The organism is Mesorhizobium oxytropidicola, assembly GCF_056174625.1.
The window spans coordinates 133,974-153,069 of the sequence record NZ_JBWBWK010000002.1 but is presented as its reverse complement, the minus strand read 5'-3'; the positions used below and the strand labels follow the sequence as shown (position 1 = coordinate 153,069).

Annotated in this window: 13 protein-coding genes and 4 pseudogenes; 10 read left to right on the top strand and 7 right to left on the bottom strand. The window is 60.9% G+C overall.

The annotated features are described in order from the left end of the window. Nucleotides 1-271: 271 nt before the first annotated feature. Both AC0V8S_RS36115 and AC0V8S_RS36110 read right to left on the bottom strand, forming a co-directional pair. Nucleotides 272-961 carry an RES family NAD+ phosphorylase gene (locus tag AC0V8S_RS36115; RefSeq protein WP_475439063.1) on the bottom strand — a complete coding sequence of 230 codons (690 nt, stop codon included), beginning with the start codon at nucleotides 959-961 and terminating at the stop codon, nucleotides 272-274. Then, nucleotides 942-1,328: an MbcA/ParS/Xre antitoxin family protein gene (locus AC0V8S_RS36110; RefSeq protein WP_224681314.1), complete on the bottom strand. Its 387-nt coding sequence runs from the start codon at nucleotides 1,326-1,328 to the stop codon at nucleotides 942-944. Before AC0V8S_RS36110 ends, AC0V8S_RS36115 begins: the two co-directional genes overlap by 20 nt. 147 nt (nucleotides 1,329-1,475) lie before the next feature. Between AC0V8S_RS36110 and AC0V8S_RS36105 the strand changes: the two genes are divergently transcribed. The 4 genes from AC0V8S_RS36105 (at nucleotide 1,476) to AC0V8S_RS36090 (ending at nucleotide 4,455) form a co-directional block, all read left to right on the top strand. Beyond that, nucleotides 1,476-2,192, top strand: coding sequence for a multiubiquitin domain-containing protein (locus AC0V8S_RS36105; RefSeq protein WP_475439062.1), 717 nt, complete (start codon nucleotides 1,476-1,478; stop codon nucleotides 2,190-2,192). A gap of 291 nt (nucleotides 2,193-2,483) precedes the next feature. Further along, the gene (locus AC0V8S_RS36100) at nucleotides 2,484-2,621 is read left to right on the top strand and encodes a hypothetical protein (protein ID WP_475439161.1); all 138 of its coding nucleotides are present in this window, start codon (nucleotides 2,484-2,486) and stop codon (nucleotides 2,619-2,621) included. Beyond that, nucleotides 2,618-3,088, top strand: a complete 471-nt coding sequence (locus AC0V8S_RS36095) for a Mov34/MPN/PAD-1 family protein (RefSeq protein ID WP_475439061.1) — start codon at nucleotides 2,618-2,620, stop codon at nucleotides 3,086-3,088. Before AC0V8S_RS36100 ends, AC0V8S_RS36095 begins: the two co-directional genes overlap by 4 nt. After that, nucleotides 3,085-4,455, top strand: coding sequence for a ThiF family adenylyltransferase (locus AC0V8S_RS36090; RefSeq protein ID WP_475439060.1), 1,371 nt, complete (start codon nucleotides 3,085-3,087; stop codon nucleotides 4,453-4,455). The genes AC0V8S_RS36095 and AC0V8S_RS36090 overlap by 4 nt, the downstream gene beginning before the upstream one ends. Nucleotides 4,456-4,637: 182 nt before the next feature. Here the strand turns inward: AC0V8S_RS36090 and AC0V8S_RS36085 are convergent. Beyond that, nucleotides 4,638-5,740 (bottom strand): IS3 family transposase gene (locus AC0V8S_RS36085; RefSeq protein WP_258598730.1). Its coding sequence is split into 2 segments (ribosomal slippage): nucleotides 4,638-5,479 and nucleotides 5,479-5,740, totalling 1,104 coding nucleotides; the frame shifts between segments, so codons are not numbered across the junction. Between the two features lie 263 nt (nucleotides 5,741-6,003). Between AC0V8S_RS36085 and AC0V8S_RS36080 the strand changes: the two genes are divergently transcribed. The 3 genes from AC0V8S_RS36080 to AC0V8S_RS36070 all read left to right on the top strand — a co-directional run bounded on the left by AC0V8S_RS36080 (nucleotide 6,004) and on the right by AC0V8S_RS36070 (nucleotide 9,205). Beyond that, on the top strand, nucleotides 6,004-7,794 hold the full coding sequence (locus tag AC0V8S_RS36080; protein WP_475439160.1) for a sensor domain-containing phosphodiesterase: 1,791 nt from the start codon (nucleotides 6,004-6,006) through the stop codon (nucleotides 7,792-7,794). Nucleotides 7,795-7,906: 112 nt separating this feature from the next. Further along, nucleotides 7,907-8,941: a sensor domain-containing diguanylate cyclase gene (locus AC0V8S_RS36075; protein WP_475439059.1), complete on the top strand. Its 1,035-nt coding sequence runs from the start codon at nucleotides 7,907-7,909 to the stop codon at nucleotides 8,939-8,941. A gap of 60 nt (nucleotides 8,942-9,001) precedes the next feature. Continuing rightward, nucleotides 9,002-9,205 (top strand): hypothetical protein, encoded by a 204-nt coding sequence (locus tag AC0V8S_RS36070; RefSeq protein WP_475439058.1) that lies wholly within the window; start codon nucleotides 9,002-9,004, stop codon nucleotides 9,203-9,205. Between the two features lie 23 nt (nucleotides 9,206-9,228). Here AC0V8S_RS36070 and AC0V8S_RS36065 read toward each other — a convergent pair. Beyond that, a pseudogene (locus tag AC0V8S_RS36065) lies at nucleotides 9,229-9,339 on the bottom strand (DDE-type integrase/transposase/recombinase); the annotation flags it as partial. Between the two features lie 97 nt (nucleotides 9,340-9,436). Here AC0V8S_RS36065 and AC0V8S_RS36060 point away from each other — a divergent pair. Continuing rightward, nucleotides 9,437-9,740 (top strand): annotated as a pseudogene (locus tag AC0V8S_RS36060) (IS6 family transposase); the annotation flags it as partial. On the opposite strand, the pseudogene AC0V8S_RS36055 reads toward AC0V8S_RS36060, so the two are convergent. Next, nucleotides 9,738-10,210, bottom strand: a pseudogene (locus AC0V8S_RS36055) (transposase); the annotation flags it as partial. The pseudogenes AC0V8S_RS36060 and AC0V8S_RS36055 sit on opposite strands and share 3 nt — an antisense overlap. Before the next feature lie 151 nt (nucleotides 10,211-10,361). Beyond that, on the bottom strand, nucleotides 10,362-10,538 hold the full coding sequence (locus tag AC0V8S_RS36050) for a hypothetical protein (RefSeq protein WP_475439194.1): 177 nt from the start codon (nucleotides 10,536-10,538) through the stop codon (nucleotides 10,362-10,364). Here AC0V8S_RS36050 and AC0V8S_RS36045 point away from each other — a divergent pair. Beyond that, a pseudogene (locus AC0V8S_RS36045) lies at nucleotides 10,473-10,733 on the top strand (DDE-type integrase/transposase/recombinase); the annotation flags it as partial. The gene AC0V8S_RS36050 and the pseudogene AC0V8S_RS36045 sit on opposite strands and share 66 nt — an antisense overlap. Nucleotides 10,734-11,847: 1,114 nt before the next feature. Here the strand turns inward: AC0V8S_RS36045 and AC0V8S_RS36040 are convergent. Beyond that, nucleotides 11,848-13,767, bottom strand: coding sequence for a potassium transporter Kup (locus tag AC0V8S_RS36040; protein ID WP_475439057.1), 1,920 nt, complete (start codon nucleotides 13,765-13,767; stop codon nucleotides 11,848-11,850). A gap of 429 nt (nucleotides 13,768-14,196) precedes the next feature. Here AC0V8S_RS36040 and AC0V8S_RS36035 point away from each other — a divergent pair, with 429 nt between their 5' ends. Then, on the top strand, nucleotides 14,197-18,990 hold the full coding sequence (locus AC0V8S_RS36035) for a Ulp1 family isopeptidase (protein ID WP_475439056.1): 4,794 nt from the start codon (nucleotides 14,197-14,199) through the stop codon (nucleotides 18,988-18,990). The last annotated feature ends 106 nt before the right edge of the window (nucleotides 18,991-19,096 follow it).

Sequence of the window (19,096 nt, the reverse complement as noted above, 5' to 3'; positions counted from 1 at the left end):
CTGGGCAGCCGCCCCCTCTTATGTGGAAGGCATGTAACGCGCGGACGCGCGCTACCTTCAAAGCAGAGCTCACCTGTTCGAACGGTCATGGAGTGTCACTGCGCAGACACTCGATTGCTGCGGATGGAAGGGTGTTGCCGAGTGTCGTGTGCCTGGCTCCTGGTTGCAGCTTCCACGATTTCGTACGGCTCAAAGGCTGGTCGGCAGGCGCTCTGTGACGATTGCTTAGGCCGCGGCGAGAACGTCGTCTTCGCCTGCCAGCGCCGACGCCTCAGATACGAACTCCCTCCTTATCGAAGGCATAAAGAATCGAGATGCGCTTTCCGTCCCACACGTAGCGAAAGTGCACCGTCTGCTGAGATCGCTCCAAGACGTCTCCCGTCACTATGGCGAGGCAAATGCCGGCCGGCCGTTCGACGGGACGGAAGAGAATACCCTGGGCGCCCTCCGGCATCTTGGCCCCGATCTCGCGACGCCGCTTCTCGTCCAGCCCCGCAGGCAACCCTTCAATATCGCGAAGATCCCAGAAGGTGCCGTTAACCGGGGTGCACAGCATCCGCATGTCGAGCCCGATTGAGGTCTCCTCAGTCGCCTTCAGGAAGGACTCCCGCTTTGCAACGGATACCGCCAAGGCCGTTTGCCGCTCAAATGCGACCTCAAGGCACGGCCGGCCCTCCCCAAAGAACGTAGTGCCATCGGGGTTACCGTATGCGAACGGCGCGAGGTTCCAATTCTGGAGCCTCGGGTCCGCACTGGCGTCCCCCTGTGCCGTCTGCTGCAGGCGGCCGAGGGAGCGGAGTCTGGGGTTGGTGAGGTTTTCAAGAGCAATGATCTCATCCTGCCGATCACTGTTGATCAACCCCTCATAGACGTTGACTGGAGGAAAGCGGGACGGGATGAGCCGGAACGCGTCTCTGGACCACTTCACCAAGGGAGCGTTCTCAAGCGCCGCGCTGGGCATCGAGGTATCTCCTTACGCGAATGATGCCCGACATGCCCTCCAGCATGACGTCGAGCGCGCTAGCGCCGTCAAAGTACCGGTTCTTTGCACGCACCCAAGCCTCACCACGCTCGTCCTGCGTAAAAAGTATGCGCAAAGATTTCCAAATCCCGAGCATGTGGGAGACCCGCTCCCGGGTGTCGGTGGGCGGCGTTCCGCCCTCCTTCTTCCACTTGAAGAACGTCGATCTCCCCGGCGACCCGAGTAAAACGATCTGTTCTTCGGTCGAAAGGTGCCACTTCTCTGCGACGGCGAAGAACGCCTCTAACTCGACCGGAATCGTAGGTTGCCCGGCGCCCTGCCGGGCGTCGGGTGCTTCAACATGCATCAAACTCCTCCTGTCTAAAAATGGACTTGACTGGCATACCGGTCCCGATATAGACCAGTCCACATCGGGACTCGAATCAAAGAATAGTCCAAACAGGTCTGACGTCAAGAGTCTGGCTGCAAGAGCCGGGCAATATGGAGAACAGCGATGAATGAAGTAGTGGAAATGGAAGGCCGCACTCGCGGCGTTAGCTACCCGGTCAATGGGATCGACGTGGAGTTCTCGGACAACGTCATTACCGGTCGCGAAGCACTGACGCGTTCGGGCAACGTGCCCGCGAGCGAGCACCAACTCATCTTGGTCCGCGATCGCCGAACCCATCTGATCGGCACCGACGACGACATCGACCTTAAGAAGGAAAAGGGCGGCATCCTGCGCGCCTTCCTATCGGACCGCAACTTTGGCTTCACCGTCGACGAGGTTGGTCAGGTATGGGGCACCGACGATATGGAGGTTGACGAATTCCTGTCGATCTGGCCCCCCCGCAACGGGCACCATTGGGTTCTCGAGCGCGAGGAAGAGCTGGACACGGTACTTCGCCCCGGCGGGTTGCTGTCGTTCGGTGAAAATGGGGTCGAGGATGTCGTCTCGCGCGAAGACGTGCATCCCGACAAAGTGCTCGTCACAGTAGTCACCACCGCGGGTACCTTCCCCGCCGAGGGAGCCAAGCGCTACCCGGCCTCAACCCCGATCACCCAGGTGCTCGCCGACGCGGCGCGCAAACTTCATCTCACCGGCACTGAGGGTTGGATCGTCACAGTCGCTGGTCGCGACGTAAGCCCGACGCAGACCCTCGCGGAGGCTGGTTTGGTCGGACAGGTCGCGCTTGAATGGGGTGCGCGCGAGGGAGGCGGCGGTGCTTGAAGCGCTTTCCCGTGCGGCGTTCGACCGCGACATAGGACGCATCAATCCACGATCCGCCCAAATGTACCGCTGGTCGATTCTTGAGTCGAGTTTCCCAATCCTGGACGTTCTTTTTGACCACACCACAGCCGTGCCGCTGAGGCTCCGCCTGAACTGTACCGAATGGGATGAGCTTCCCCCGCAATCGAGCTTCTCGACAGCGCGGGAAGGCACTTGGAAACGGCACCGCCGAACGGTGGTGGCGTATTCAACGGAGGCCCACATCCAAATACCGGGCGGCCATTTGTTTGCATGCGGGGTGCGCGCGAGTATCACGTGCACTCCAGCCACACGACCGACCTCTGGGACAACTACCGCGGCGTGTCCGGAATGGACCTCGGCGGCATCGTGCTCCAGCTCTGGCGGGCATGGAAGAGGAGCGTCGGATGACCGCCGTAATATGCACGCGCGAGATGTTGCGTACGACCATCGCCATTCTCAGGCGCGGCGGAGAACGCCGCCATGAGCGAGTTGTACTGTGGCTATCGACCGCTGCCGTGCGCACGCCGGCTTCGATCATCGAGGTATATGAACCCGAGCAGATTACGGAGATCGACTACTTCAAACTGCCGCCGGCCTCTATGCAGGCCCTCATGGATCATCTCAGGTCTACTCGGCGACGAATCGTAGCGCAGATCCACACCCATCCAGGTCGCGCCTACCATTCCGAAGTCGACGCCGAGTGGGCGATCATCCGGCACGTGGGTGCGCTTTCGCTCGTGCTCCCCCACTTTGCCGCGACGACCACCCCGGAGAACTTCCTGACAGAAGTCATGACGTACGAGTACTCGCCGGCCGGAGGTTGGGACCACTGCTCGAACTCGGGCCTCGATGCTCGTCTGACGGTAACGACATGAGCACCGCCGCTCAGCAGAACGCACTGATGTTGGCCGCCCAGCTAGGTGTCAACGAGGCCGAAGCCAGCGAGCGCCTGAAGCGTACTGTACTCGTAACCGCCGAACCTGGGTGGAAGTCGGCTTGGGCTTTCGAGGTCGGTCAGCTTCTTGGGCGCACGGTCGAGGCCAAGTTCGATCTCGATGATACGGCGCCCGATTTGGAGTTTGTCATAGGCTCTAGCGCTCCCCGCACGGAAGCCAGGCGCCTTTACGCGGACCTCGGCGCAATCGATGCATCCATCTCCCTTGCGCCCACGGGGCGGCATTTCGATAAGCCACATGGTCTCCATGCCGCAGCTGCTGCCTGCGCCGCTGCCGCGGCTGCTGTGTATGTCGTTATCGATGATACCGCGCTACCCTCAGTACGGCTACCCATGCGCCTCGACTACGCGCAGCTCGGGATCCCACAGGGGGTGCTGTTCGGGGCAATCGAACTGAACGACGCTGTGATGGCCGGTGCTGGTGCCGTAGCGCACGGTTTCCTTCGCGCCGCGCGGCATCTGAACGTCCGTGGCGAGTTGGCGATCGTCGACCCAAAAGTGGTACAGGGCGGCATTTTGAACCGCTGCATGTACCTTCGAGACGAGGACGTAGGGAGGGACAAGGCCGTGGCGCTGGCTGAGCGTGCCCAGTCCGACTTCCCCGACTTGGCACTTCGCCCGCACGTGACCGACTTCAAGGCGCTTGTCCGCCATCTTGGTCGTTCCCCGCAAACGGCCTTCGTGACTGTCGACAGTCGGCTCGTGCGTCGGTCAATCCAACTCGAAGTGCCTCACCGCATTATCGACGCCTCTACCACCGATGTGCGCGGTGTGGTGGTTCACTCGAACGTCCTGCCGACAGATCACGCATGCCTGGCCTGCATCTACCGGCATGTCCCAGAAGAGTTTGCGCGCGAACGGTCAATCGCGGAGGGTCTTGGGGTCGATATCGCCGATGTCCGTGTCGGTCTGATTACCCAGGACATCGCGCATCGGATAGTGAGAACGCATCCCTCATTCAACGCGGCGGAACTCGTCGGCATCGCGTTCGACAGCTTGTTTCGCCAGATCTGTGCCGAGCAGGCGCTTGCGACACCCGAAGGCCGGCAGGTGCTGGCACCGTTTGCGTTCGTCTCCGCCTGGGCCGGCGTACTGATGGCAGTTGAGATGCTCAGGTCGTTTGCAGGCTTAGCCACCACAAACTATTGGTCGATCGATCCATGGAACTTGCCAATCGCACGGGGACGAACGCTGCGCCCGCGGCACCCCGACTGCCAATTCTGTTCAAGGCCGGAGTACGAGCCGGTTATTCGGAAGCTTTGGGGGGAACGGGCTGAAGCGCGCTAGGTCGTTTTGCCATTGTGGCTACCTGCGCGTTGCACAGCCTAGGTACCAATGAGCGAGACTGGAGAATCTCCCCTAGAAGGTGACCTGAGACCGTTGTTCCCTCCAGTTCAACGGAGAGTCCGGAGCTGCATTGCTCCGATACCATTCTCTGGACCGCCGGAAGGTGGAGTTTCCCGGCTTTCTCACGATGGCGGGCTGGCGGCGCCATCGTGATTGAGCAACGAGATCGGGACCTTGTGCCCGATCGCCCCATGCGGGCGCACCTCGTTGTAGTATCTGCGCCAATCCTCCAACTTTTCGGCGGCGTCGGCAAGGGTCAGGAACCAGTGGGCGTTCAGGCACTCCGCCCTGAAGCGGCCGTTGAAGGCTTCAATGTAGGCGTTGTCAGTGGGCTTTCCCGGCCTGCTGAAGTCGAGCGTCACGCCTTTCGCGTACGCCCATAGGTCGAGGTCGCGGGAGACGAACTCGGAGCCTTGGTCGACGCGGATCGTCTTCGGATAGCCGATCTTCGGGCAGACCTGTTCCAGTGCCCTGACCACATCCTCCGCCCGATAGCTGAACCGCGGGTCGAGCACAGGCACATAGCGGGAGAACGTGTCGACGACCGTCAGCACACGGATCTTCTTGCCCGTCGCGAGCTGATCGTGGACGAAGTCCATCGCCCAGACGTCGTTCGGGCCGACGGCTTCCTCCCGGCCTTCCCGCAGCTTCGCCTTCACACGCCGCTTCGGCGTCTTGTTCCTGAGCTGCAGGCCCAAGTCCCTGTAAATTCGATAGGTTCGCTTCATGTTGATGTCCCAGCCCTCGCGCGTGAGCATTACGTGCACGCGCCGGTAGCCGTAGCGGACACGGGTGGCGCAGATGTCCTTGATCCGAGCTTCTATGCCGGCCTGATCGCGGCGGCGGGACTTGTAGTGATAGGTCGACGTGTCGAACTCCAGAACCCGGCATGCCCGTCGGATCGACACGTTCCACTCATCACACGTCTCCGCCACCAGCTCGCGTTTGCGACCAGGCCTCACAGTTTTCGGCGAATGACGTCCTGCAGCATCTCCTTGTCCAAGGAGAGATCGGCCACCAGCTTCCTGAGCTTGCCGTTCTCGTCCTCAAGCTGCTTCAGCCGCTTCATCTCGGTCGGCAGCAGTCCGTCGTATTTCTTCTTCCAGTTGAAGTACGTCGCCTGGCTGATCCCCGCCCGCCGACAGATCTCCGCGACGGGGATTCCGTCCGCCCCCTGCTTCAGAATGAACGCCTTCTGCGCGTCCGAGAACTTCGATGCCTTCATCGTCTTCCGCTCCTCCCAGCCAAGGGATGTTACCGCGGAAACTCCACTTTCGAACGATCCAGTTTTCAGGGATCAGAGCAGCTTCTGATCAATGGTTCCTGGCGGTTTGTTAGTGGCGAAAGATAACACTTATAAAGAATTACCTGACACTGTCATCTTGTGCGCTGCGCCTTATCAGGGTGATTTCACCAGGAATGCTACAGGGTATTTAGGCACACGTATTGGCGGTTAACGTGCTGCATCTCCAGAACAATATTCTCGAAATGATCGCCAGGGGCGAAACGCTCGAAGCGACGACGGACCGTCTTTGCCACCAGATCGAGAAACTGTTGCCGGGCGTCAGGTGTTCCGTTCTGCGCGTTGACGGTAATGGCTTGTTGCATCCCCTCCCAGGTTCCAGCTTGCCGAATGAATTTATGGCTCGTCTCGAAGGCCTGATGATCGGCCCGCTGGTGGCCTCCTGCGGCAGTGCGGCCTATCTCGGAAAAGCCGTGGCCGTGAAGGACATCGCGACCGACCCGCGCTGGATCAATTTCAAGGAGCCCGTCCTGGCGCTGGGCCTGCAGGCCTGCTGGTCGAGCCCGATCTGCGACGCAGAGGGCGCTGTGCTCGGCACCTTTGCCCTGTACTTTCTGGAGAAACGCGGCCCCACCCCGCGCGAGGAGAAGGTTGTCGCGTCGTGTACCTCCCTGTGCGCCATCGCGCTTGAGCGTCACCGGCGGGTCGTCGAGCGAGAGCACGGCGCCTATGTCGATGCCCTCACCAACCTGCCGAACCGGGCGAGTTTGGACGTCGCCCTGGAGCGGCTGTCCTTTGGCCAACCGAGCGCCTGGGCGGTCCTGATCATCGACCTCGACAACCTGAAGACCATCAACGACACCTTCGGCCATGCCGCCGGCGACGCTTTGCTACAGGCGGTGGCGTCACGTCTCGCCGAAAGCCTAGCGCCTGACCGTGTGTTCCGCATGGGCGGCGACGAGTTTGTCGTAATCCTTCAGCGAGCCGGAGCGCCCGCTGGCATCGAGAGCACGGCGCGTCATATTCTCGACACTCTGGCTGTGCCCGCCGATTGCGACGGGCACATGATCCTGGCACAGGCTACCATCGGCGGCGCAGTGCTGTCGGCGGGGGACATCGATGCGAAAAGCGTGCGCCAAAACGCCGATTTCGCGCTCTACCACGCCAAGGAAACTTCCCGAGGCGGCTTCGTGCTGTACTCGCCGGGGATCGGCAGCACAATCAAGACCCGGATTGAGGTGATCCGCGATGTTGACGTGGCTTTGCGCGAAGGCCGGATCGACGCGTTCTACCAGCCGATCCTGCGGCTCGACACCCGCGCGATCGTCGGCATGGAGGCCCTCTGCCGCCTTCGCAAGCCGGATGGCGAGGTCGTTTCCGCCGCTGCTTTTCACCAGGCGACGTCCGATGTCAGCGTCGCCTCGCATCTGACGGAACGCATGATGGCGATCGTCGCGGCGGACGCGCGCTCGTGGCTGGATCAAGGTATCCCGTTGCAGCATATCGGCATCAACATCACCTCAGCCGATTTTCATAGCGGCACGCTTTACGCGCGTCTCGAAGCCGCCTTCGGCCGCGAGAACGTTCCGTTGAAGCATATCATTTTGGAGGTAACGGAGTCGGTCTATCTCGGCCAGCGCGATCCGGTCGTCGCTCGGGAGATCAAGGCGTTGCGAGCCCATGGCCTGCGTGTCGCACTCGATGATTTCGGAACCGGCTTCGCTTCGCTCACGCATCTGCTGACGGTGCCGGTCGATATCGTCAAGATCGACAAATCCTTCATTGATCGCCTTGTCCAGGGAGATCCGAGCCTGGCCATCGTCGAGGGCTTGGTCGGCATCGCTCGCAAGCTCGACATCCAGGTCATCGCCGAAGGCATCGAGAACGAAGCCCAGGCCGTTTTACTTGCAGAGATCGGGTGCCAGTTGGGTCAGGGGTATCTGTTTTCGCAAGCGGTACCACGTCAGATAGCGAAAGGCCTTTTGAAGCAGTTCGGCAACCACCTGCTGGGGAGACTAGGATTGCGAGCGGGATAGCGAACCCAATCGATCTGATCGCCTGACGGAAATCCCTTCCTTGGGGGTGGCTTGATCAGCCGATAAAGAACGCTGCGGCACCCCGCGAAAAGAGTCCGGAAAGGAAACAAATATGCGCCTGCCATCTGCGTCACAGTTTATTCGCAAGGCTTTTGGTCGCGTCGGGTCCGGGCAATCACCGGCAGGCTTGGCAATCCGTTCGGACATTCTTCCGGAAGAAACGAATTTCCGGATGCTCGCCGAGAACAGCGGTGACGTCATCATGCAACTCGGACCGGACACGAAGGCACGCTACGTTTCACCGTCATGCACCCGACTTCTGGGATGGCTGCCGGAGGAAATGGTGGGGCATGGTCCGGAGGAGTTCGTCCCGCCCGAGCATCTTCAAAACATCGCTGCGGCAGCCGCGCTCTTGCTTGCCGGAGCAGATGAAGGCGAGCCGCTTGCGATCGAGATCCGGCGCAAGGATGGGGAAACTGTCTGGGTGGAGAGCAAGGCGCGCATCGTCCGTGATCCGGTAACTGGCGTTCCAGGCGACTTCGTCCTGATCATGAGAGATATAACAGAACGCAAACGGCTAGAAGAACAGCTCCGCTCGCTCGCGATGACGGACGGACTGACCGGTCTGGGCAACCGCCGAGCCTTCGACGAGACCTTGGACAGGGAATGGCGACGCACCGTTGGCAGCGCTGGACAGATGTCCTTGCTGTTGCTCGATATCGATCGATTCAAAGGCTTTAACGACAGATACGGTCATCAGGTAGGCGATGATTGTCTTCGTGCCGTCGCTGCCGCTATAAGAGACGTGCTTCATCGTCCCGGGGATCTGGCGTCGCGATACGGAGGGGAAGAACTCGCCGTCATCTTGCCTGATACCGATGGCGAGGAAGCACTTGAAATAGCGGAACGGCTGAGGCTCGCAATCGAAAACCTCGGCCTGCCTCATGGCGACAATCCGGACGGCGGCGGACGCGTCACCGTCAGCATTGGTTCAGCAACCGCACTGTCACGATCGGGCGGGACGATCAGGATGCCGGAAGGCCTGCTTCTCGCCGCCGACACCGCCCTTTACAAGGCCAAGCATAAAGGCCGAAACCGCGTCGAAGTCGCACTGCTCCTCGCATCGGAAGGTCCCGACGCGGCCTGATCAAAGGAGCGCATCGATGGGAGTTCGTGTTCGCCCGCCATCTCTCGCGGCCGCCGGTTGTTGAAGCCAGCGAACGCACCACAGGCCGGCCATGGCATCGATGTGCGGCTTGCCCGCATCGTCGAACACGCGGATGCCCTCGCCGCGCGCAACGATCAGCGGCCCCGTTTCCTCGAAGCGCTTGGGATTCGTCTGTGGATGCAGATGCGCAGCGACATCGCGACCCGCGACCCGCGACCGAATTCGGCTTCGTCGCGGTGCTAAAAAGCCGCCGCTTGATCCCGATGCCTGGCGGCCTTGGTGTTGCGACGCGTCTGGACAATCTCGTCGAGCACATATCCGTCCTGATCAACCGCTCTCCACAACCAGCATTTCTGACCGTTGATGCGCACCACGACTCGGACCGGCAGGAAGAAGCCGGGCTTGCAGGCGATCCATCGCGTGGGTGCTGTCACATTGATTGAGGGGTAAGGAAATTGAGGTAGCAGCGCGTCCATGACCGTGAGTGCATCGACCTACAAGAACCACCGCTATCCGATCGAAATCGTGGCCCGTGCTGTCTGGCTCTACTTCCGCTTCAATCTGAGCCTGCGCGATGTCGAGGAAATGCTGCTCGATCGCGGGATCGTCGTTTCCTACGAGACCATCCGCCGATGGTGCCGAAAGCACGGCCCTGATTATGCGCGCCGCATACGCCGCAAGGCACCAACGAAAGATGATGTCTGGCATCTGGATGAAGCGCCTGCTGACGCGACTTCTGAAGAAGCAGGGTCTGCCGCCAAAGCGTATGATCACCGAGCATAGCCCAAATCGTCCTGGCCATCTTGTTCGCCAGGGCGATCGCCACCAGCATACGTGGCTTCCTTGCCAGCATCTGCCCCAGCCAGGATCCCTTGGAGATCGACTTGCGCCCTAGCCAGTTCAGCCGTGACATCGCCCCGATGATGAAGCAACTGGCGAATGTCGGCTTGTCCTTCCTTCGAAACCCGTCCGAGCCTCTCCTTGCCCCCTGAGGAATGTTGCCGCGGGACTAAGCCCAGCCAGGCTGCGAAGTCACGGCCACGTTTGAAGCTTGCCATATCGGGTCCGAAAATTCTCGGTCGCCAGCGCCGTCAGCGGGCCGACTCCCGGCATTGTCTGCAGCCGTCGCGCCGTACCGGTCTGTGACGCCAGCTTCTTGAGCTGGCCCGTCTTGGCCTCGATCCGTTCCGTCTTCTGGGCAATCTGGTCGATGAGGTCCCGACACTCTTCCCGGACCAGCTCGGGCAAGATCCAGATCTGTTCGATCGTTGCGCCCATTCGGGTCGTCGCCTTCTCACACCCCCTTTACCGACGTCAGGCTGTTTCGTTCTGCACCTCAATCATGCAGCTACGGCCAACGCCGGATTCCGATAATCCTCTTTCTTGGTACCTCTGCGGGTCAATCGACCAACAGAGGACCCGCCAATGCCGGCTTGCCGCGATCCGCAGCTTCTTCCACTTCGTGGCCACCAGGGATCCCGCATCGATCGCTCAATGCGTCGAAATCCTTCAGCTCATGCCGAACGTGGAACACCGCTCGCATAAAGGCTTGAACAACCGGGCGGAGAATTCTCATCTGCCGTTCCGAAAACGGGAACGAACGCGACAGGGTTTCCGGTCGGTCGGCTCATTGCAGCATTTCGTGTCGATCTTCTCCGCCGTCCGAAATCTCTTCGTCCCATCCCAGACCAACCGCTCCGCAGCACAAATTCGAATCCATCGACGCCAAGCCATGGCCGCGTGGGAAGCCGTGAGTGCACGGCCTGCCTGAAAAGCGCGGTATCGGCCTCACGCGGCCACATTTCAAACAACGTGACAACGCCTTTCTTCCTTGTTAGACACGAATTGCGCAGGAAGTCGCGGCGGACGACGGTTGAACGTCTGGCGCTACCTCTGTCGCCCCGAGCTATATGGATCCGACCGCCCGAGCAAGCCTGCTGACGACACACACCCTGAACAGACCGGTCCCTATGAGCAGGCAGGCTACTCCATCTCGGGTCGTGTCCCATCAGGTTCTCTAATCGCCTTTGTCAACGGGCTCCTTTCTCCTCGTTGATGCAGCGCGTGCCGGGCTCAGGGTTCTCTCCGGGGTCGATCGCAAGGATCGACGCATGTTTGCGTTGGAACGGGTGGGTCGAAGTGGTGTTCGCGGTTCCGTTGGACCGCATGCGTGGGAGCGACCTCATCCGTGCAGCGTCCCGGCAAGGACGCATCTCGGGAATTGGAGTTGTTAGGGAATCGAAAGCTCCTCCTCAGGCTGCAGCAGCAGAGTGGAGGAACGGCTCGTTCGTCTTCCACATGGCGTGGAGGATAACGGCGAGCTTGCACGCCACCGCGATCTTCGCCTTCTTGAAGCCTGCGCCCTTGGCGGCGAGTCTTGATAGACCGGAATGCCGAGCTACCGGAGCATATCAAAGCCATTGCCCGCTCCGACCGAATATGTGCGGCGATGTGACGATCCAATTCTTGCGCGTCCGAGTTCTTCGCGCTCACACTCGCGTAGGCGCCAACGATCATCAAGGATGTCGCCACGTGACTGCGATCTGGCGCGATGTTGCCAAGGCGGTGGCCGCCCGATCGGTAGATGAACCCGAGGCGAGCGCGCCTTGATGCGTGATGATCTCAAGAGGGCATTGGCGCTGTAGGCCTCCTCCGCTATTTCGGACCATCAGGGGCCAATCCCGGCTCGGGTGCTGCTAACGTTGATATCAAAATCTTGATGATGGGCACCGACACTGACCGTTCAGGAGGGTGGCCATCCCTCGTCTGAGTCGCTCACCATTCCATCATCTTGAATAAGGTGTCGCTATCCGATGCTGGCCTCCGCCCGCCAGCATTTACACCCTCGTGAATTCCAATTTGATTCTGCTCAACCGCAGCATGCCCTAAATCGTCACCTGCGACCCGATCTCGACGACACGTCCGGTCGGGATCTGAAAATACTCCGTTGCGTCGGCCGCCGTGCGCGCCAGTCCGATGAACAGCTTGTCCTGCCAAACCGGCATGCCGGAATTGGGCGAAGCCTTGAGCGAGCGCCGCGACAGGAAGAACGATGTCGTCATGATGTCGAACTTCCAGCCCTGCTTGCGGCAGATCGCCAGCGCGCGCGGGATGTTGGGCTGCTCCATGTAGCCGAACGTCAACGTCACTCGCATGAACAGCTCGTTGACCGTTTCCATCTTGACGCGCTCGCTGTCGGGCACGACAGGCTGAGGTGCCGTCACCACCGAAAGGATGACGTTCTGCTCATGCAGCGCCTTGTAGTGCTTCAGGCTGTGCATCAGCGCGGTCGGTGCACTGAGCGGGTCGCTGGTCAGGAACACGGCGGTGCCGGACACCAGCTGCGGCTTCTTCTTCAAGAGATTGCCGGCAAGGAAATCGAGCGGGATCTCGTTGCGACGGGTCTTGTCAAACAGATAGCGGCTGCCCCTCAACCACGTCCACATAGCCAGCACAATGGTGAAGGCCGCGGCCAGCGAAGCCCAGCCGCCCTCGAACACCTTGACGATGTTGGAGGCAAAGAAGCCGACATCGATGAAGCCGAACAGCGCCGTCAGCGAGACTGCCAGCCACAGCTGCCATTTCCAGATGCGCGTCATGACGACATAGAGCAGCACGGTCGTCACCAGCATGTTGCCGGTCACCGAAATACCATAGGCCGACGCCAGCTTGCTGGACTCACCGAAACCGACGACCAGCATCATCACCACCAGCGCCAGCAAGAGGTTGACGCGCGGCATATAGATCTGGCCGGACTGCCTTTCCGATGTGTGCAGGATTTCCAGGCGCGGCAGCATGTTGAGCTGCACCGCCTGCCTGGTCAGCGAAAAGGCGCCAGAGATGACCGCCTGGCTGGCGATCACCGTCGCGGCCGTTGCCAGCACGACCATCGGGATCAGCGTCCAGCCCTCGTTCATCTCGAAGAACGGGTGGCCGACCACGCCATTTTGCGCCAGCACGAATGCGCCCTGTCCGGCATAGTTGAGCAGCAGGCAAGGGAACACGATCGCCAGCCAGGCCAGCACAATCGGCTTGCGGCCGAAATGGCCGAGATCGGCATAGAGCGCTTCGGCGCCGGTGACTGCGAGGAAGATAGCGCCGATGGTGACGAAAGCGACGTCGGGCGAATTGATCAGAAAGGCGACGATGTAGTGCGGGCTGATCGCCCACAGGATTTCCGGATCGGCGATGATGTGGTTGAGACCGGAAAGGCCGATGGCCAGGAACCAAACTGCGGTCACCGGGCCGAATACCAGGCCCACCCCACCGGTGCCAAAGCGCTGCACCGCAAACACCATGGCAAGGATGACCAGCGTCAGCGGCACGACATAAGGCTGGAAGGTCGGCGTGACGACATTCATGCCCTCGACCGCCGACAGCACCGAAATCGCCGGCGTGATGACGGCGTCACCGAAAAACAGCGATGCCCCGACGATGCCGATGCCGAGCATCAGCGCCGAGCGCTTCGGAAAACTGCCCTGCGCCAGCGCCATCAGCGACAGCACGCCGCCCTCGCCGCGGTTGTCGGCGCGCAGCACGAACATGATATATTTGATGGTGACGATGATCGTCAGAGACCAGATGATCAGCGACAGAACGCCGAGAATATCGCCGCGCTGGGCGACATTGCCGCCCGACGACGCCACCAGCGCCTCGCGAAAGGCGTAGATCGGGCTGGTACCGATATCCCCATAGACGACACCGAGCGCGCCCAGCATCAGAACCTTGGTGCTGTGCTGCTCGACTTCCGAATGGCTCGATTGTTCGACGGGTTCTGCCTCACTACCAGTATTGGTAAGGGCCATGGACGACACTCCGATAAGCGCGCGGTCCTCTACGCTTGCTGCACTGCAATATCAAGTGCCGTCGCGTAATGACTCCGTTCTGGCATTGCCAGTCTTCCGCTCGGCAGACTCATCAACCTCGAAGAGAGAGTGAGATCATTGTGAGACCATACTAAAGCTGCGGCTAGGACGCGCTCACCATGCTGTCTTGGCGGGCACGTTGTCGTCAGGTTCTCGACAGCTTCCCTATGTCAGATCCAAGCCCAGCTTCAAACGGGCTTGTATTGCTGAAAGTGAGAACGGATGGATTTCACCTCGACCAAGCGGGTGCGCGGACAATCGAACAGGGCCGGCCTGCAAGAGAGCTCACGTGCGGCTCCGTCCGCAGGTGCGGCGACGTTTGAGCGGCAACTGAGCGCGATCGCCAATTCAGATGGAGGTGGTGGAGCAATGCCGGCCGGCTCGGCGCCGCCGCCGGCTCAGTCAACGGGGCTTGGCAGCAACCAGTCTCCTTATCCCCAGGATGCTCCGCCTATTTTGGGGCTCAGGGAAGCCCTCATCAAGAGCAAAGCCTCCGGGTGCACCGTCAATGTCTATGTACGTTCTCTTCTCAGCTTTGGCCGCTGGCTCTTCGCAAACAACAAAGATCCCATTAAGGATCGGCTCGACAAGCAGTCGCTGACCGAGGATGCGCGCGAGTTCATCGGAAAGGGCGATCCCGCGAGACTCCTTACGGCAATAGGTCATCTCCGGACCTCGCAGTCGACGGGGGGCGTCGTGCCGATCCCAGGCCGCGTTAAGTTGACTCCGTATCTTCAGGACGCGGCTCTCATCGAAGAGTATAGAAACCCAACCCCGACACATAGCGGCAGGAGGCATGCAACTGCTCTTAGGAGCTTCAGTGACTACCTGCGTCAAAACAACAAGAAGGGCATTGCTGGTCGGCTTTTCGGCGGGGCCTTGGATGGAGATGTCAAGGGCTATAAGGAGGACGCCGGTGATCAGACCATCAGTTCCGCACTGGCTCATCTTCGAAAATCGGACGCCGGCGTTAAAGCGATGAATCTCGAGCGCCATATTCCCCTCGTTCCTGATCCCGAGGACGCGGCACTGATGGACCCGAGGCGGATCGGCGAGGCGATTGCGCAGCACAGCGCGTCGCAGGAAGCTGGCAGTTGGCTTGCTGCGGCAGCCCACGATCAGGATGTGCCTTTGGAGCTGATGGACGAACAGGGCCCGTCGTCCTCAGCGCTGCGGCCGGCTCAGTCAACTCGGCTTCGGAACCAGCCTCTTTATCCTCAGGATGCTCCGCTTGTTTTTGGGCTTAAGGACGCCCTACTCAAGGGCAACGCCTCCAAGCACACCGCCAAGAATACTGTACGTTCTCTTCTCAGCTTTGGCCGCTGGGTCTTCGCAAACAACAAAGATCCCATTGAGGATCGGCTCGACCACGGGTCGCTGACCGATGATGCGCGCGAGTTCATCGGAAAGGGCGATCCCGCGAGACTCCTTACGGCGATAGGTCATCTCCGGACCGCGCAGTCGACGGGCGGAATCGTGCCGATCCCAGGCCGCGCTGAGTTGACTCCTTATCCGGAGGACGCGGCTCTCATCAGGAAGTACAGAGACGAAGCAGCGATACAGACCGGCAAAAGGAATGCGACTGCTCTTAGGAGCTTCAGTGACTACCTGCGTCAAAACAACAAGAAAGGCATTGCTGGTCGGCTTTTCGGCGGGGCGTTGGATGGAGATGTCAAGGGCTATAAGGAGGACGCCGATGGTGATCGGATCATCGATGCCGCACTGGATCATCTCCGAAAATCGGAGGCCGGCGTTAAAGCGATGGAGCGCGAGCGCCACATTCCCCTCGTTCCTGATCCCGAGGACGCGGCACTGATGGAGCCGAGGCGGGTCGGCGAGGCGATTGCGCAGCACAGCGCGTCGCAGGAAGCTGGCAGTTGGCCAAATGAGCGTGCTGCGGCAGCCCACGATGAGGATGTGCGTTTGGGGCTGAGGGACGAACAGGGCCCGTCGTCTTCGGGGCCGCAGCCGGCTAAGTCAGCTCGGCTTCGAAGGAACCAGCCTCTTTATCCCCAGGATGCTCCGCTTATTTCGGGCCTCAGGGAAGCCCTCATCAAGGGCAACGCCTCCGAGCACACCGCCAACGACTATGTAGGTTCTCTTCTCAGCTTTGGCCGCTGGCTCTTCGCAAACAACAAAGATCCCATTAAGGATCGGCTCGACCACGGGTCGCTGACCGAGGATGCGCGCGAGTTCATCGGAAAGCGTAATCCCAAGACACTCCTTCCGGCAATAAATCATCTCCGGACCTCGCAGTCGACGGGCGGAATCGCGCCGATCGCAGGCCGCGCTGAGTTGACTCCGCATCCGGAGGACGCGGCTCTCATCGCCGCTCTCATCAAAGAGTACAGAGACAAAGCAGCGATACAGACCGGCAAAAGGAATGCAACTGCTCTCAGGAGCTTCAGTGACTACCTGCGTCAAAACAATAAGAAGGGCATTGCTGGTCGGCTTTCCGGCAAGGCGTTGAATGGAGATGTCAAGAGCTATAGGAAGGACGCCGGTGGTGATCCAAGGATCGGTTCCGCACTGAATTATCTGCGACAATCGGACACCGGCGCTAAAGCGATTGAGCGCGAGCGCCACATTCCTCTCGTTCCTGATCCCGAGAACGCGGGATTGATCGAGCCGACGCGGGTTTGCGACGCCGCTGCGCTGCGCAGCGCGTCGCAGGAAGCTTTCAGTTGGCCAAAGGAGGTTGCTGCGGCAGCCCACGATCAGGATGTGCGTTTGGAGCTGATGGACGAACCCGGGCTGTCGTCTTCGGCACCGCAGCCGGCTCAGTCAGCTCGGCTTCGCAGGAAGCAGCAGCCTCGGCCGCAGCCGCCTCTCTATCCCCAGGATGCTTCTCTTATTTTGGGCCTTGAGCAGGCTCTCATCAATGGTGGTGTCGCCGAACTCACCGTCAAGAATAATGTAAGTATTCTTCGCCGGTTTGGTGGCTGGCTCTTCGCAAATCACAAACCGAGCCTTGTTGCTCGGCTCGACAGCAAGTCGCTGAGCGATGGCGGTGAGGTGCTCGAGTTCATCGGAAAGGGTGATCCCAGGAAACTCGTTGCGGCAATAGGTCATCTCCGGACCTTGCGGTCGACGGGCGTCGTGCCGATCGCAGGCCGCGCTAAGCTGAATCCTCCCCCCCAGAACGTGACGCTCATCAACTCCGAAAACGCGGCACCGATGGAGCGGAGGCGGGTCGGCGACGCCGCTGCGCGGCACAGCGCGTCGCACCGGGCTGGCAGTTTGGCAAAAGAGCTCCCTGCGAAAGCGCACGATCAGGATATGCGTTTGGGGCTGATGGACGCACCTGGCCCGTCGTCATTTCTAGAGCCCGCCGCGCGCCATGACCAGGCACCGAATCCCGGAGAGTCCAATCACCAGCGGTCCCGGAACGAGCTGATGGGTGCACCTGCCTGGAGCAACCTCCTGCCAAGCGAGGAGGCCTTCATCGACGATGAGCATGACACAGCTGGGTTGAGGCCAGCGAAGAGGCAGAGGACCCTGGACGTTCCGCAAGGCCTTGCTGCAGAGCCGCAGCTGAACGGGATCGCTAATTCAGGCGGTCGCCTGCTGACGCCGGGCCCCACCCATCAACTGGGTGCATCGCCATGGGAGGCACGGCCGATGATGCAGGGGAGCGGGTACGAAGACGCCGCGGCGCCGCATGCGGTCGCGACGGCCGTCGGGGACGCCGCTGCGCAGCAGGGACCTGCTACTTGGCCATTGGTCCGCCCGGAAGGTTACGATCAGGATCTGATGGTTGAAGACGGCCCACCATGGTCCGGGGTTCCCCCTGAGCTGGCGCAGGACATAATCCAAGCTGGACGGCAGGAACCTGCCAGGTCCACGTCAACCTGGTCGCTGCAGATGCCGCTCAACATTGATTGGAGTATGTGGCCAGCGTCGGAAGCAGCGCCAGTGCACTATGTCAGGGCTCGCTCAGACGCCTACGGCGATTTTGAGGCAGCGGTTAATCCCAATCCGCCCGGGCCAGTACCGGGTCATCACCAGGGCGCTCGACAGCCCGGCTCGCCGCTGGCGCTTTCTCCGCTGCCGGCCTCCTCGGACGACGAAGCTATGGCGTGGTTGAGCGAGGAGTTGGAGCGGCGGCAGATGCTCCGCGAGACGGAGTGGCAGCCCATGATGCAAGGGACAGGGTCCGCCGCCGTCTTCAGGCCGGGAGGGCCCGATGACGTTCAGCTCATCCATCGCGGGCAACTTTCGCCGATGAGTGAAGCTGCGCCAGCGGCAGCGCCACCGGCAAGAACTACCCAACCCGCCTCGCCAGCAACCGCTAGGCTGCCAGAAGCCTACCGCGGTCTTCCAGTGGTTGATCTGACGAGGCCAACCACCACCTCCTCCGATGCCCAGATCGGGGCGTCGCATCCGACAGCCTCTTCCAATGTCCCCGTGGGGTCGGTGCTTGGCGCCGACGAGTGGCTGAGCACCGACCATATCCAGAGGGATTACGATTTGCTGGAGGAGCGGCTGCGGGGGATCGATCCGAGGCTCGCCGGCCAGACGCAGTTGGTGGATCCTCTCATAGCCAATGGTCCCCTGCGCTTGCGCGGTTTCAGCGAAATCGATAGGGAATACGCATTGCACCGCATTGTCTATGATCAGGATGGCAACGACACAGCCGATTTCCTGTTCCTGCCCGTGAACAATGCCACTGAGCATAGCCTCGGCACCCATTGGTCGCTGCTGCTGGTTGATCGCAGCAACCGGGAAAGGCCGGTCGCCTATCACTACGACTCCCTCCAGCGAGAGGGATACAACGACGCGCCTGCAAGACAGCTCGCAGGGCTGCTGAACGCCACCTTGGCGCCAGCCCGCATGGCCAGACAGCCGAACCGTTATGATTGCGGCGTCTTTGTGGTGGACGGCACGCGGGCGCTGGTTCAACGACTGGTGGACGGGCAGCGGCCGGACCACGAGCCGCTGCACCTCGACAACCTCGTCGCCGATCGGCAGGCGCTGCAAGACCGGCTGAGCTTGCCGCCGGAGCTCCGGCCGCTGTTGGCATTCGAGCCAGCGGAAATCTGGCGACTGTTGGATGATGAGCCTGCCTCCCCTTCGCCGCCAATTAGTTTGACCTCACATGCGCGAACGGACGGTGTTCATCAGCCGACCCAGGCGCCGTGGCTCCCTGAACGCAAAAGATAACTATTAACCGCGACCATGCGCGTCCTGGTTCGCATGCTCGGCTTTGATTGGCCTCCCCAGCTTTTTCTGTCCGTAATGTGATCGTGAGGCCGGGGCGCTGCGGTGC